Annotated in this window: 10 protein-coding genes; 1 reads left to right on the top strand and 9 read right to left on the bottom strand. The window is 62.3% G+C overall.

The features are described from left to right. Window positions 1-5 precede the first annotated feature (5 nt). From rpoB to ACYU81_RS04330, 5 genes are all read right to left on the bottom strand, one after another. Window positions 6-4169, bottom strand: a complete 4164-nt coding sequence (rpoB, locus tag ACYU81_RS04350) for a DNA-directed RNA polymerase subunit beta (protein ID WP_460986514.1) — start codon at window positions 4167-4169, stop codon at window positions 6-8. A 344-nt stretch (window positions 4170-4513) separates the two neighbouring features. Next, the gene (locus tag ACYU81_RS04345) at window positions 4514-5515 is read right to left on the bottom strand and encodes an inorganic phosphate transporter (RefSeq protein ID WP_449473903.1); all 1002 of its coding nucleotides are present in this window, start codon (window positions 5513-5515) and stop codon (window positions 4514-4516) included. A 28-nt stretch (window positions 5516-5543) separates the two neighbouring features. Continuing rightward, window positions 5544-6659, bottom strand: coding sequence for a DUF47 family protein (locus tag ACYU81_RS04340; RefSeq protein ID WP_460986512.1), 1116 nt, complete (start codon window positions 6657-6659; stop codon window positions 5544-5546). Between the two features lie 94 nt (window positions 6660-6753). After that, window positions 6754-8865: a TonB-dependent receptor gene (locus ACYU81_RS04335; protein ID WP_460986511.1), complete on the bottom strand. Its 2112-nt coding sequence runs from the start codon at window positions 8863-8865 to the stop codon at window positions 6754-6756. A gap of 451 nt (window positions 8866-9316) precedes the next feature. Continuing rightward, on the bottom strand, window positions 9317-10258 hold the full coding sequence (locus ACYU81_RS04330; protein WP_460986510.1) for a LysR family transcriptional regulator: 942 nt from the start codon (window positions 10256-10258) through the stop codon (window positions 9317-9319). Window positions 10259-10423: 165 nt separating this feature from the next. Here ACYU81_RS04330 and ACYU81_RS04325 point away from each other — a divergent pair, with 165 nt between their 5' ends. Next, window positions 10424-11323 (top strand): glucosamine inositolphosphorylceramide transferase family protein, encoded by a 900-nt coding sequence (locus ACYU81_RS04325; RefSeq protein ID WP_460986509.1) that lies wholly within the window; start codon window positions 10424-10426, stop codon window positions 11321-11323. Here the strand turns inward: ACYU81_RS04325 and ACYU81_RS04320 are convergent. Genes ACYU81_RS04320 through ACYU81_RS04305 form a run of 4 tightly spaced genes read right to left on the bottom strand, consistent with a single transcriptional unit; the run spans window position 11256 to window position 15665 of the window. Continuing rightward, the gene (locus ACYU81_RS04320) at window positions 11256-12407 is read right to left on the bottom strand and encodes a glycosyltransferase family 4 protein (protein ID WP_460986508.1); all 1152 of its coding nucleotides are present in this window, start codon (window positions 12405-12407) and stop codon (window positions 11256-11258) included. The genes ACYU81_RS04325 and ACYU81_RS04320 overlap by 68 nt on opposite strands. After that, the gene (locus tag ACYU81_RS04315) at window positions 12383-13684 is read right to left on the bottom strand and encodes a lipopolysaccharide biosynthesis protein (RefSeq protein ID WP_449473896.1); all 1302 of its coding nucleotides are present in this window, start codon (window positions 13682-13684) and stop codon (window positions 12383-12385) included. Before ACYU81_RS04315 ends, ACYU81_RS04320 begins: the two co-directional genes overlap by 25 nt. Then, entirely contained in the window at window positions 13681-14466 is a 786-nt protein-coding gene (locus ACYU81_RS04310; RefSeq protein WP_460986507.1) for a glycosyltransferase family 2 protein, read from the bottom strand. The genes ACYU81_RS04315 and ACYU81_RS04310 overlap by 4 nt, the downstream gene beginning before the upstream one ends. A 2-nt stretch (window positions 14467-14468) precedes the next feature. Further along, on the bottom strand, window positions 14469-15665 hold the full coding sequence (locus ACYU81_RS04305; RefSeq protein ID WP_460986506.1) for a hypothetical protein: 1197 nt from the start codon (window positions 15663-15665) through the stop codon (window positions 14469-14471). Window positions 15666-15677 lie beyond the last annotated feature (12 nt).

The following is a 15677-nucleotide window of genomic DNA, read 5'->3' as shown; positions in this document are numbered from 1 at the left end:
ACCCTTTATTCCGCTGCCTGCGCGAAGCCGTCGTCGTCCTCGACCTCATCCATCGCGGCGAGTTCGACGTTGAGGCCCAGCGAGCGCATTTCCTTGACCAGCACGTTGAAGCTTTCGGGGATACCAGCCTCGAACGTATCGTCGCCCTTGACGATTGCTTCGTAGACCTTGGTACGGCCGACCACGTCGTCCGACTTCACCGTCAGCATTTCCTGCAAGGTGTAGGCGGCGCCATAGGCTTGGAGCGCCCACACCTCCATTTCACCGAAGCGCTGACCACCGAACTGCGCCTTACCGCCCAGCGGCTGCTGGGTAACGAGGCTGTAGGGGCCGATGGAACGGGCGTGGATCTTGTCATCGACCAAGTGGTGCAGCTTCAGCATGTAGATGATGCCGACAGTCACCTTACGGTCGAAGCGGTCACCCGTGCGGCCGTCGAACAGGTCCGACTGCCCCGAGGTGTGCAGCCCCGCCAGCTCCAGCATCGCCGACACGTCGGCTTCACGGGCGCCGTCGAACACCGGGGTTGCCATCGGAATGCCGCGCTGCAGATGCTCGGCTAGATCGATGATCTGCTCCGCCGTGCGGCCTTCGATCTGATCGGCATATTGCGGGCCGTAGGATGCAAGCAGCCGTTCCTTGACCGCGTCGGGCATTGTGCCCGGCTGCGGGTTCGGATTGGCCTCACGCCAGTCTTCCAGCGCATGCTTGAGCTGCTGGCCGAGGCCACGGGCAGCCCAGCCCAGATGCGTTTCGAAGATCTGCCCGACGTTCATACGCGATGGCACGCCCAGCGGGTTCAGCACGATGTCGACATGGGTGCCGTCCTCAAGGAACGGCATGTCCTCGATCGGCAGGATGCGCGAGATGACACCCTTGTTACCGTGACGGCCGGCCATCTTGTCGCCCGGCTGCAGCTTGCGCTTCACCGCGACGAAGACCTTGACCATCTTCAGCACGCCCGGGGGCAGCTCGTCGCCGCGTTGCAGCTTGTCAACGCGATCCTCGAACTTCTCGACGATCAGCTTCACCGCTTCGTCATACTGCGCCTTGACGGCTTCGATGCCAGCCTGACGGGTGTCGTCCGCGACGGCGAACTTCCACCATTCATGACGCTCGACTTCGGCCAGCAGGGCCTCGTCGATCTCGACGCCCTTCTTGATGCCCTTCGGAGCAGCGGCCGATGTCTGGCCGAGCAGCATTTCCTGGAGGCGGTTGAAGGTCGCGCGGTTGAGGATGGCGCGTTCGTCTTCGCGGTCCTTGGCGAGACGGTCGATTTCCTCCCGCTCGATCGCCATGGCGCGCTCGTCCTTGTCGATGCCATGACGGTTGAAGACACGGACTTCCACGACCGTACCGGCAACGCCCGGCGGCAGACGCAGCGAGGTGTCGCGCACGTCGCTCGCCTTTTCACCGAAGATCGCGCGGAGCAGCTTTTCTTCCGGGGTCATCGGCGATTCACCCTTGGGGGTGATCTTGCCGACCAGGATATCGCCCGGCTCCACTTCGGCGCCGATGTACACGATGCCCGCTTCGTCGAGGTTGCGCAGCGCTTCCTCGCCGACGTTCGGGATGTCGCGGGTGATGTCTTCCGGCCCCAGCTTAGTGTCGCGGGCCATGACCTCGAACTCCTCGATATGAATCGAGGTGAAGACGTCATCCTTCACGATCCGTTCGGAGATCAGGATGGAGTCTTCGTAGTTGTAGCCGTTCCAGGGCATGAACGCGACGAGCGTGTTGCGGCCCAGCGCCAGCTCGCCGAACTCGGTCGACGGGCCGTCGGCGATCACGTCGCCGCCTTCGATCAGGTCGCCCACCTTCACCAGCGGACGCTGGTTGATGCAGGTGTCCTGGTTCGAACGCTGGAACTTCTGGAGCGTGTAGATGTCGACGCCCGACTGACCCGGCTCGATATCGCCTGTCGCACGGATGACGATACGGGTCGCGTCGACCTGATCGACGATGCCCGGACGCTTGGCGGCGATGGCCGCGCCGGAATCGCGCGCAACCGTGCCTTCCATGCCGGTGCCGACGAACGGCGCCTCGGCGTTGACGAGCGGCACGGCCTGACGCTGCATGTTCGATCCCATGAGCGCGCGGTTGGCGTCATCGTTTTCCAGGAACGGAATGAGCGAGGCCGCGACCGACACCAGCTGCTTGGGGCTGACGTCCATCAGGGTGATGTGGTCCTTGGGCGCCATCAGGAATTCGCCCGCTTCACGCGCCGAGATCAAGTCTTCGGCCAGCGTGCCGTCGGCGTTCAGCTCAGCGTTCGCCTGCGCGATCGTGTGCTTGGCTTCTTCCATCGCCGACAGATAGACGACCTCATTGGTCACCTTGGTGTCGATCACCTTGCGATACGGCGTCTCAATGAAGCCATATTTGTTCACGCGGCTAAACGTGGCGAGCGAGTTGATCAGACCGATGTTCGGGCCTTCCGGCGTTTCGATCGGGCAGATACGGCCATAATGGGTTGGGTGAACGTCGCGGACTTCAAAGCCTGCGCGCTCGCGGGTCAGACCGCCCGGCCCAAGCGCCGACACGCGGCGCTTGTGGGTGACTTCCGACAGCGGGTTGGTCTGGTCCATGAACTGCGACAGCTGCGAGGAGCCGAAGAATTCACGCACGGCGGCCACGGCGGGCTTTGCGTTGATGAGGTCATTGGGCATGACCGTCGACACGTCGACCGACGACATGCGCTCCTTGACGGCACGCTCCATGCGCAGCAGGCCGACGCGATACTGGTTTTCCAGCAGCTCGCCCACCGAACGGACGCGGCGGTTGCCGAGATTGTCGATGTCGTCGATCTCGCCCTTGCCGTCCTTCAGGTTCACTAGTTCCTTGACCACGGCGAGGATGTCCTCGACGCGCAGGGTGGTGACCGTGTCTTCGGCATCGAGGTCGAGACGCATGTTTAGCTTCACGCGGCCGACGGCCGAGAGGTCATAGCGCTCGGGGTCGAAGAAGAGACCGGCGAACAGGGATTCAGCGGTTTCCTTCGTCGGCGGTTCGCCAGGGCGCATGACGCGATAGATGTCGGACAGGGCCTGGTCGCGCTCTTCGGCCTTGTCAGCCTTCAGCGTGTTGCGAATCCAGGGGCCGGTGGTGACATGATCGATGTCGAGCAGTTCGAGACGGTCGATGCCCGCCTTGTCCAGCTTTTCGAGGTTTTCAGGGCTGACTTCGTCACCGGCCTCGATGTAGATTTCGCCGGTCTTCTCGTTGATGAGGTCGTAGGCGCTGTAGCGGCCATAGACTTCCTCGGTCGGGATCAGAAGCGTCTCAAGACCGTCTTTCTCGGCCTTGTTCGCGGCGCGAGGGCTGATCTTGTGGCCAGCGGCGAACACGACTTCGCCCGACTTGGCATCGACGATGTCGAAAGCGGGCTTCTGGCCACGCCATGCTTCGGCGAGATAGGGGATCTGCCAGCCGCCTTCGCCACGGACGAACACGACCTTGTTGTAGAAGAAGCCGAGCATGTCTTCGGCGGTCAGGCCGAGCGCATAGAGCAGCGCGGTAACCGGCAGCTTGCGCTTGCGGTCGATGCGGACGTTGACGATGTCCTTGGCGTCGAATTCGAAGTCGAGCCACGAACCACGATAGGGAATGACGCGCGCGGCGAAGAGATATTTGCCCGACGAGTGGGTCTTGCCACGGTCATGGTCGAACAGAACGCCCGGCGAACGGTGCATCTGCGACACGATAACGCGCTCGGTGCCGTTGACGATGAAGGTGCCGTTGCCCGTCATGAGCGGCATGTCGCCCATGTAGACGTCCTGCTCCTTGATATCGAGCACGGAGCGGGTTTCGGTGTCCTGGTCGACCTCGAACACGATCAGGCGCAGCGTGACGCGCATCGGCGCCGCGTAGGTGATGCCGCGCTGACGGCATTCCTCGACGTCGTATTTGGGCTCTTCCAGCTCGTAATGGACGAAGTCCATTTCGGCGGTGCCGGCGAAATCGCGGATCGGGAATACCGAGCGCAGGGTCTTTTCGAGGCCCGACACATAGCCGATCGACGGGTCCGACCGCAGGAACTGCTCATAGCTCTCCCGCTGGACTTCGATCAGGTTCGGCATCTGCACCACTTCGTGGATGTCGCCGAATACCTTTCTGATGCGCTTCTTCGCGCCGGTATTGCTGATCGTGGGGAGAGCTTTGGTCGCCATTGCGTTTCCTGCCTGTAATTCGTCGCATTTTTTCGCATCGCAGCGAAATTCAGCCTGACGAGACGGGTGAAAGGGCTGATTCGCCCTTCTGCCGCCACGCAAAAAAGTGCGGGCCGGGACTGTCCGATCCGCACTGTCAGCACCTTGTGACCCACCAAATGTCGCCCAATCCCGCCGGTTTCGCGCGCTATTCGAAACCGGTCCCCGGGCGATCCAGGGGACGGTTCATGCTTGCTGGAAGGCTTGCAGGAACCGGATTTTCAAAACGCCATATAGAGACGGTGCGACCCTTTGTGAAGGGCGGATTGTCCCAATAATGATCGTGATCCGATCGCTGCGGCGGTTCAGAACAGTCGTGTCAGGCCATAGAAGCCTGCGCCGATCAGGGCGGCGGCGGGCAGCGTCACCACCCAGGCGATCACGATGCTGGAGGCGACGTTCCACCGGACGGCCGACAAGCGGCGGGATGCGCCGACGCCGACGATCGCCCCGGTGATGGTGTGCGTGGTGGAAACCGGCACGCCCAGATGCGTCGCCAGGAATAGCGTCATTGCTCCGCCGGTTTCGGCGCAGAAGCCTTGAGCCGGAGTAAGCCGCGTAATCTTCGACCCCATCGTGTGGACGATCTTCCATCCGCCGAGCAGTGTGCCGAGGCCCATCGCCGCCTGACAGGAAATGACCACCCAGAAAGGAACGTGGAAGCCGCCCGTCAACATGCCCTGCGAATAGAGCAGAACCGCGATGATCCCCATCGTCTTCTGCGCATCATTGCCGCCATGGCCAAGCGAGTAGAGGGACGCAGATACGAGCTGAAGCTTGCGGAACACGCGATCCGCGCCCTGGGGCGTGAAGCGACGGAATATCCAGCTGATGATCAGGACGAGCAGTAGCGCCAGGATGAGGCCGATCGCAGGGGACATGACGATGGCGGCGCTGGTCTTGAATACGCCGCTCCATACGACAGCGCCGAGGCCTGCCTTGGCCGTGCCCGCGCCCAGCAGTCCGCCGATCAGCGCATGGCTGCTGGACGAGGGGATGCCGAGGCCCCACGTAATCAGGTTCCAGGCAATGGCGCCCATCAACGCGCCGAAGATAACCTGCGGGTCGATGATGCTGGCATCGACAATGCCTTTGCCTACCGTTTCGGCGACATGCAGGCCGAAGAAGAGGAAGGCGATGAAGTTGAAGAAAGCCGCCCAGGCCACCGCATATTGCGGCTTCAACACGCGCGTCGATACGATCGTTGCGATCGAGTTGGCGGCATCGTGCAGGCCGTTCAGGAAGTCGAAGGCGAGCGCGATGCCGACCAGCGCGACGAGCAGCGGAAAGGCGAGATGGGCTTCCATCAGATTGAGACTCGAATGGAGCTAAGGATCAGGCGTGGTCGATGACCAGCCCGGAGATTTCGTTGGCGACGTCCTCGAACCGGTCCGTCACCTTCTCCAGATGGGCGTAGATTTCGTTCCCCACGACGAAGTCCATGGGGTTGCCTTGCCGGGCCTGATTATACAGCGCTTTAAGGCCCGCCTCATGCAATATGTCGGCATGCCCCTCCAGCTTCACCAGCCGCTCGGTCAGCTCATGCAGCCGCACCGAATTGAGGTTTAGCGAACGCAGCAGGGGCATCGCTTCGGCCGTGATGCGGGCGCACTCCACGATAAGGGCGCTCATATCCTGCATCTGAGGCGCGAATTCCTTGACCTCGAACAGGGCGATCGCCTTGGCGGTCTGGTTCATCTGGTCGATCGCGTCGTCCATCACGCCGATGAGGCCGGTGATGGCGCTACGGTCGAAGGGCGTCACGAAAATGCGGCGGACGTCCTGCAGCACTTCGCGGATGATGTCGTCGGCTTCATGCTCACGCGCGGAAATCTCTTCGATATGCGCGTCCATGTCCGGGCCGCCCTTCAGCAGTTTGGCGAGCGCATCTGCCCCGGCGACGAGCGTCACCGCATGATCCTCAAACTGTTCGAAGAAGCGCCCCTGTTTGGGCATCAGCGCGTGAAACCACCGCAGCATTCCAGTCCTTTCGCTTTGCCATTCCTTGACCCGCAGCAGCATTCGGATGAACCAGCCCGGATCGCGCGGCGGTTCGCGAAAGGCCGCGATGATCGTTTGAAGATCGGGTTCCTCGACTGCTTTCGCGGCCTCTGCGACCGGAAACCAGCGCAGTTCCCTCTGCCCCTGTTCGGGCCATTGCGACAACTGGCCGGTCACTGCAAGGGGGAAAACTTCAACCGTGGCTTCGCGCGTGTCGCCCTTGCGGCGGCGCTTGTCATAGCGGTAGCGGCCCAAAGGAGCGGGGCAGGCGATGCCATGAATGCCCGCTTCCTCATAGGCTTCGAGTTCGGCGGCGCGGTGGCCGGCCATCCCCTTGATGCGATTTCCCTTGGGGATGACCCATCGGCGGGTTTCGCGCGACGTGATCAGCAGGATGCGCATCGAGCCATCGGGGTCGGCGGCATAGGGAAGGGCGGCGATCTGGCGCATTACCAGCCCGCCCCCGCAACCTTAGCCATAAAATGCCCCTTATCCATATGCGCCTTGTAACCAAACCGTCACATTGCGCAATGAACTAGGTTGGTCAGATGGATAGTCGGGCCGTCAGGCGGATATCCCGTCCGGCCAGTGGCGCATAATCCTTGAGGAAGCTGGCATGCCGCCGCGCCTCGACATCGAATATATTGTTCGCCGACAGGCTGATGGTGGTCCGGTCATTCCCTTTCAGCGGCTTGAAGGACAAGGATGCGTTGACGAGCGTGAAGCCGTCGGTGCGGGTTTCGGTCGAGGCGATCCTGTTCTGCGCAAAACTATGTTCGACCTCGCCACGGAAGCTCAGGCGCTCACCCTGAAGTTCGATCCCTCCGAGCAAACGCAGCGGCGGGATGCGTGGCGCAGGGCCTGAGCCGGTGATGGTTGCGCGGACATAGTCGGCAAGGCCATCCAGATTGACCTTGTATCCGCCGACTTCCCCCAGCTTGACCGATGCCTCTGCTTCAAAGCCGAGATAGCGCGCGTCCGCCTGATTATATTGGAAGCAGGGGAAATCCAGCGGCTTTTCGCCATTCACCGCCATGCAGGCGCTGTCATCGACCAGCGCATCATAGATGTAGCCGTTGAACCAGTTGTGATAGGCCGACAGGGACATGGTGTAGTCGGGGCCTTCACCGCGCAGCGTGGCTTCAACGCCCCAGCTTTTTTCCAGGTCGAAGTTTGGATTGCCAAGCTCGAATGCTTGCGTCCCGGCGTGATTGCCGCGCGCGAACAGTTCTTCGGCCGAGGGTGCGCGTTCGGTGCGGGCGAGGTTCAGGCCGACGCGCCAGCCGGGACGTATTTCCTGGCTGGCGCCGATCGACCCGGAAAACGCGTCGAAGCTGCGCTGATAGGCGGGATTGAACAAGGTCGCGTCCGCGTCCGCCCCTACCTTATTATGTTCATAGCGGCCGCCCAGTTCGATCCGGCTGCTGCCCAGGTCGAAGGATTGAAGCGTGAAGAAGCCGAGTTGCTCCGTCCGGTTGCGGGGCAGGAACTTCTCTTCACCCTCGACATGGAAATTGCGGGCGAAGAATTGGGCGCCGACGGCGCCATCCCATCCGCCGCGCTTGGCCTGTACCAGTTCCAGCCGCGATTCGATCGACTGATTATAGAATGTGGTGCCGACGTCCCCGGACGGTTCGATCTCCTGATGCTGGTAATCGGCAAAGCCTGCGCGGAGGCGGATGGAATCCAGGATGCCGCCATTGACCGGCAACTCGGCGCGCATGTCCGCGCGGTCCTGCTTCATGTGTAGGTGGACCTGTTCGCCCTCCGACCCCGGTTCGACCGAATAACGGACGGGGACGCCGTAGAGATTGTCCGTGTGGGCGATCGAGAAGCCGAGGTTGCCGCCATCGGTCACCAGCGCCGCGCCGCCAGCCACTTCCCAGGTGCGCGCGGCGCTGTTGGGCAGTTTGCCCCTCAGATCGGCTAGGGGCGTGATGGCGGGGTCTCCGCTCGCGGCGGCTTGGGCGCGCAGGGCGGGCGTGAGGATGTAATTGCCGGTGTCGAGATCATCGCTCTTCGAATAGCTGCCGTCGAAGTGGACGACGATCTTGTCGGTCAGCGGGGCCTCGATTTCGGCGGAGCCGCTGCGTTCGTTGGCGGCGCTGCCGTAATTGGCGATGCCGTCGATGTGGATCGGCTCGTCGGGGACGCGTCGGGGGATGCGGCTGTCGATCACATTGACGACGCCGCCGATCGCCGAGGAGCCGTACAGAAGGGCAGCCGGGCCGCGCAGCACTTCGATGCGGTCGGCGGTCAGGGGATTGATCGCGACGGCGTGATCGACCGAGGTGTTCGATACGTCGAAACTGCCGACGCCATCGGTGAGGATGCGTACCCGTTCGCCCTGAAGGCCGCGCAGGATCGGGCGAGAGGCGTTGGGGCCGAACGAGGTGGCGGAGACGCCGGGCTGATGGGCGAGGGTTTCTCCGATGGTGGTCCGCAGGTCACGTGTCAGCTCGGCGCCGGACAGGACCGAGGTGCCGGACAATATGTCACCCTGGCGGCGGGGGATGATGGCGGTGACGACGATGTTGGGCTGATCATCATGATAGGTGCCGGGCTGGATTGATGGCGATTGGGCGAGGGTGGGGGAGGCGAGGCAGATTGCGGTGAGGGCGCAGCTGGCGCGGAGGAGCGGCAGGGGGGAATTCATGAAGGAAACCCTTGATTGAAACGGTTTGTGAGGGGTGCCTCTATCTTAAATGTTATAACGTATCAATGGGGTCGGGCGGATTATCGGGGGAGGGGAAAGGGTTAGCGGCCAAGCGGGCGAGATCGTAGATAAGTGGCCTGGATCAGCGGGCAATTACCGGCGATTGGAGCGTAATCGTGTTACACGGAAGCATCGGAATTGAGGCTGAATTTCCGTCACTCCGGGGCTCGGCCGGGGCTTCACTGCGTCGACAGCGTAAGAAACGAAGCGGGACCCCGGATCAAGTCCGGGGTGACGATTAGTGTGGCATCATCGGGCTCTAGGGATCAGTGATCAGGGGATATGGGACTGGAGGCAGGGACAGGAGCCAGACCCGGCTGCTGGGGATCGACGATCGACTACAGGCCTAGCGACCAACTACCAAGATCGATCGTGGACCCGGAAACAAAGATCAGAGGAACAGGAATTCCGCGAGCGCACTCACAGGCGAGTCTGCGTCGGCGCGGGTGCGCAGGGCTTGTCGGACCTCGATGGAAGGGAGGGGGCGTTCGAGGGGGAGGCGGCGGATGCCGGTCATGCGGCCGAGGTCACGTGCGAGGGGGCCGAAGGCGGCGAAGCAGCCCGCGCCTTCGCGCAATATGGTCATGATATCGAACATATTGTCGGTTTCGAGCACCGGCGCGCCCATGCTGATGCCTTCTCGGTCGAGCGCTTCATCGATGATGCGACGCAGGCCATTATTCGGCTCCATGGCGAGCGTGGGACTGATCCGGAGATCGTCGGTCGTGACGATGTCGCGCCGGGCGAGCGGATGATCCGCCCCGGCGTAAAGGTTGATCTGTTCCGACCAGCCATAGCGGGAGGCGAAGCCCGGCTGTTCCCCCAATGCGTAGAAATAGGCGATATCGATGCGGCCCTGCTCCAGTGCCGCACGCGCCTCATCGGCGAGGTGGATGGAGAGGTCGAGCGTGATCGCGATATCCTCATTCGCGGCCTCAAACGCGGCGAGCGCTTCCTGAAAATGACCGAAAACAGGCGCGGGAGCGGCAAGGGTGATCGACTGCCGCGCTGGTGCGGGGGAAGGCTCCGCAGGCGCCGCTTCAGCCACGACCGACGAAGGGGAAGGAGGGGGCGTTTCATCCGGCGCCCAGTTGTCGGACTGATCCTGCGACAACAGGGTCATCGCCTCGGCGGTCTTGCGCCCGGCGGCGGTCAGCCGTTGATGATCAGGCGGACCTTCGAACAGGCGGTAGCCAAGACGCATTTCCAGAGAGGCGATTGCGCGCGCGATGTCTTCGACCGGGACGCCCAGATCGCGGGCGCAGCGCGACATGCTGCCCGCCGCCATCATCTGCGCAAAAATGTCGAGTTGACGCAGGGAAGGCGTGGCCATGCGGCGGTGATAGTGCAATTGGGACGCGGGGTTAAGCGCGATCTTTGGCGGTGGTCAGGCGATGTCAAACTGGGGATGGTGCGAGGCCCATCGCCGTTTGGACGAAAATCCTCAATCGGCAAGATCATGCTTGGCATTCCGGCGAGAAGGGGGAATAGCGACGATATGCCCCGCCGCAAGGATATCTGGAGATGTGGATTGGTGACGGAGCCAATCGATATTGTCCTGTCAAAAGGGTGTATCGAGGGTCCTGTCACCTGGTTGGCGGAGGAACCCGACTTTCAATTTATCGCAGACCCTTTTGGATGGCGGGACGAAGTAGGTCATCTTCACGTCTTTGTGGAGCATTACGACTATCGAACGCGACATGGCACGATCGAAGCGAGGGTCTTCGACGACAAGATGCGACTGGTTTCCCGCCATCCGTGTCTGAAGGAGCCCTGGCACCTTTCCTACCCGCAGATATTCAGCGCGGAGGGTGCTGTCTGGATGCTTCCGGAAGCGCACCGATCCGGGCGGCTGATCCTGTACCGGGACAAAGGCGGGCTGGCCGACTGGCGCGCGGAATGCGACATCGAACTCGACTGCGTGGCTGTCGACGCCAGCATTTTCCACGACGGTCAGCGTTGGTGGCTTTTCTATTCGCCCGCAACGAGCCGAGCGACGAAGCAGTCGCACCTTCATGTGGCCTGGGCGGACAATCTATGTGGACCCTGGACCCCCCATCCGGGCAATCCGGTTCGGATCGATCGCGGGTCGGCGCGTCCTGGCGGCACGCCTGTGATGATCGGAGCCAGAATCATGCTGCCCGTTCAGGATTGCACCACAACCTATGGTGGGGGCATCCGGCCCCTTTGGATCACGCGTCTGAACGAGAAAGAGTTTGAGGCGGAGGCAGGCGATGCGCTGGGTCTTCCCGGATCAGCGGGCGCGTATCAGGATGGCATGCACACGCTGAGCGCCTGTGGTGACATCACATTGTTCGACGTCAAACGCGTCAATACTTCGCTGCGCGGCCTTGCCCTTGATCTTCGTCGGATGCTTGGCGGATATGGTCGAGGATGAGGGCTCCCGTGGCCGCGAACTTCTCCCAGGAATAACGATCCAGCATGACGCCGCGCGCCCGCGCGCCCATCGCGCTTAGCTTCGCTGGGTCGCCGAGCATGTCGCGCAAGGAGGCGGCCAGCGCGTCCGGGTTTGCTGGCGGCACGGTAAAGCCGGTCTGCCCCTGTTCGATTGACCACGGCAATTCGCCTACCGCCGAAGCGATCACGGGCAGCCCGGCGGTCATCGCTTCATGCGCGGCGATGCAGAAACCTTCGGAACGGGACGGCTGAACATACAGATGAAGGTGCGAGAGGAAGGTTTGCGGACTGGCCGTGTAGCCGGAAAAGGACAGGTTCGATATTCCGGCCTGTCGCGCAAGGCTTTCCAGCCTGTCCCGCTCCGCGCCATCGCCTACGATGGAAATTTCGAAGGGGCAGGGCGCTGAAAAACCTTCGGACTTCAGCTTGGCCAGGGCGGCAATCAGGACATCATAGCCCTTTACGGGATGGAGCCGTCCCAGCGAGCCAATGCGGAGCGTCTTGCCGGGGGACCAGGCCGTTGCATGGGGCAGGGCGGGATCGGCCGCGAAAATCGGCCAGCACATAAGGCGATTTTCAGGCACGTTCAGGCGCTCTGCGGTCAGGGCGGTGACGGATCGCGAATCTCCGATCCAAAGGAGCGCCCGGCTTTGCAGCCGCCGCATGAGCCGCCTGTTCCATGGCTTCAGGAAAGCGGCGTGCTGCCAGCTGATCACGGGCAGGCCGAGCATCGGCCCAAGCAGGAGGCCGAGGATCGTGGCGCGAGAAAGGGAGGTCCAGATGTGGGTCGCGCCCCAATCCTGCAACTGCCGCTTCAACCACAAGGCCGCGGCAAGATGGTCGCCCGTTCCGCCCTCCCGGATGAGCGGGTCGAGGCCCGCTTCGACCATCGCGGGCGCCCCGCGCCGGTCGCGGGGCGTGAGTGCAAACACCCGCACAGTGGCTCCCTGATCACGCAGGACGCGCGTGATGGCCGGAACCGGCCGAGAGGCGCCGCCGCCCTCGACCGAGTTGATCACATAGGCGATCCGCATCGCGCTCAATGCGCGAGGCTCCTGCGCCATGTCAGGCCAGCGAGAAGGCCGCTGGCCAACAATGCTTGCCCGAGGGCCTGAATGCCCGCGCCCATCAGTCCCCATTGATGGAGTAACCAGGGAAGGACGGGCAGAAAAAGCAGCCCGGCAAGGAGATTGGCGCTCATGGAGAGCGCGGGATAGCCCATTGCGGAGAGGGCGGAGCTGCATGGCGGGCCGACGATCGCTATGGCGCGCGCGGCGACGAGCACGATCATGACGCTGCCCGCCGCGGCAAAGGCGGGACCGGCGAGCAGCGTGATGATCGAGGTGGGGAACAGGGCCACGATGAACACGACCGGGGCCGCTGCCGCGAGAGCGATGAAGATTACGCGGGTGAGTGTCCTGCGGAGCGAATGGCCGCCTTCGCCAGCCGCTATCATCCTGGCGAGTTCGGCATAGGCCGTGTTGCCCAGGATTTGCGCGGGTTGCGCGATAATGACGGTTGCGCGTTGAGCGATTGCGAACAGGCCCGCCATGGCGGGGCCGAGGACCCAGCCGATGATGAGAGGCGCGATCCGGCCGGTCAATTCGTTCAGGGTGATGTCTGCATTGCTGGCGATCATGAACCGCCATATGCCGGGATTTTCCAGGCGGGCGCTCCCCGGTCCCGGTTGAAACAAGGCCCGGCCAAGCTGCCGATAGGCCTGCCAGATGCCCATCGCCCAAAGGACCGCGAATTCCGCCAGCGCGGCGATGAGCCATGCGGCGAGGAAACCTTTTAGGCCCCAGCCGAACAACAAGACGAGGCTGGCGCCCATAAGGCGAACCGCAGGCTGCACCAGATTGTGAAAGGCGATCAGGTCAAATCGGTTTATCAGCTGGAGATAACCCGCCGGGGCGGAGCGAACGGAGCCCAACACGGCAAAGCTGTAGGGAATGGCAAAGGCGACGGTTTCTGGCGGCCAGCCCAGGCGCGGCCCGACAAAGGGCGCGAGCACCATTGCCGCAACGATCGCGGCGACGCCGCCTATCAACTCTGTCGCGGTCCCGAAGCGCAGCAGTCGCGCTAGACGGGGCATTGCGCTTTCCTCACCCGCTTCCGCGCCGTAGCGGACGATGGCTTGCCAGGCTGGAAATTCTATGATGCCGCAGACCGCCGTGACATAGCCGTGGACCAGGACGAGCAGCCCATAGTCGCGCGGCCCCAGTGCCCGGGCCGCGATGATCAGGTAAACAAGGCTGATGATCCCGGCACCGGCCTTGCCGCCCAGGACCAGGCCCATGCCTTTGAAGATGCGTTTGGTAATGCCCGCAGGTGCCATCATTTGGCCGCTGAACACCATTGTTTTTCCCGCAAGGCAATGCCTAAGCTGTTGCGAGCGGCAAGCCTGCGTCCAAGGAAGCTGTAGAAATACCAGTTCATACCCCATTGGGGCATGTATCGATATATGAGCCGCTCCAAGCCATTCCAGCTCACATTTTTGCGGGAAATGCGTCGTTCGGACGGGAAGCAGATATGTAGGGGGTGATGGAGGATATGGCCGTGATGGATTACACGATGGATGATTTCATGGTCTTCCAGCACATACGGCCAGATTTTGGTGTCGAAGCCGCCAGCGGTCCTGAGCGCGGCAGTTCGGAATGCCTGAGCATAGCCACCAGCATGGCATTTGCGCGGAAAGCGGCGGCTCTTTCGCATGATGAAGGCTATGCGCTGCTGTGAGCACGGATCGGCTTGGGGCTTGTAAAGATCAATGGCCATAACGGCCGCTGCCTGATCGTCACTCTCGAACAACGTGATAATCCGGTTGACGTAATCAGGCGGATAGAGGGTGTCGGCATCGCAGATTGTAACCAGCGGCGTTTCCACAAGCGCAAGTCCGGCCTGCATCGCATTGATTTTGCCCGGTGTCGGACAGGATAGGATTTCGAAGCGACCTTCCAGAGCAGCGGCGTGTGAAGCCCCTTCGTCCGCGCCGCCATCGGTCGAACCATTGTCGACCAGCAGGACGCGGAAACGGTCATCGCTTTGAGCCGCGAGGCTTGCCACAGTCGGGCCAATCCACCCTTTTTCGTTGAAAAAGGGCAGAATAATGGTGAGCATCATAGTCACGCCGTCTGGCTCGCCTTTAAATTGCCCGTGGTCGCGCCGCGCCGATCTGCCAGCATCGCGATGACCTCCGCCGCGCGCTGCGATGACGGGCGGTCGTCGAGATCGAAGCTGTCCTTGAACATCTGCTCCTGAACCTCACGATATTGGCTGGTGTGCAACTGGTCCGCGCGGGATAGGGCATCATGCAGTTGGGATGGATGGGTTATGACCTCACCGGCCCGCCAATGCGCGAAATTGGGATCGCCCTCCCAGTCGATGCCGTGGCTGTTCAGGAAGATGCAGGGCCGGGGGCGCAGCAGGAATTCATAGACCTGACTGCTGGCATCGCCCAGGTAAATGTCCGCCGCCATCGTATAGCTCATGTCGGTCGAGGCTTTGCTGCCCAGATCCACATGGATGTTGTCCCCATGGAGATAGCGGTTCCCGATCGTCCCGGCCCGGTTCACGCTCAGGCGGTCGATCGTCACTACGAATGGCCGTTCAAAGAGCATGACGTGCGGGGCGAACAGGAGTGCGCGGTCGTCCCTCTCGCGAAAATAGTCGAGTATGTCCCGGCCATGCCGATACCAGGATGACAGATGCGGGGAGGGGTGGGGATTATAGAGGACCACCGGCCTGCCTCGGTTGAGGGGGTGGCTTATGCCCTGTCGAGGCACCATGTCGAACTTGGGATAGCCTACGATGCTGATCCTGGCGGGGTCGACTTGCGCCTCGGTTATCAGGCGGCGGCGAATTTTCTCGCCTGAGCAAAGGACGTGATCGAAACCGGCGCTGGCCTTGTCAAACCCGATGGCGCGGTCCCCGGCGCCATGTCGGGTGTGCACCATGAAAAGGTCTTTGAGCCCGTACCGCGACTTCAGCAGAAGGGATGTCTTTTCCGCCACGATCAGCATGTCGAGGCTGCGGAAGAAGGGGAGATTGTCGCGATAGACGAGGAGTTTGGAGGCGGGAACCAACCGGCCGAACATTCGGGACAGGCGCATGGAGCGCGGCGCCAGCTTCAATTCGACATGCTGGATGCGCGTCCCCAGCCATTCCCCGGCGATCCGCCGAACTTCCGCTGACAAACGGGGGTTGGTCGTAGCTACGATGATCTCGCCAGGGAAACCGCCTTTGGCCATCGCTATGGCGACAGGAAGGCTGTGGGCAATCTGGTGTATCTGATCGTGATTGAACAGGAAACCTACGCGCAAACCACTGCTCCC

The organism is Sphingobium sp. TomTYG75, assembly GCF_054771635.1.
This window is presented reverse-complemented; position numbering and strand designations above follow the sequence as displayed.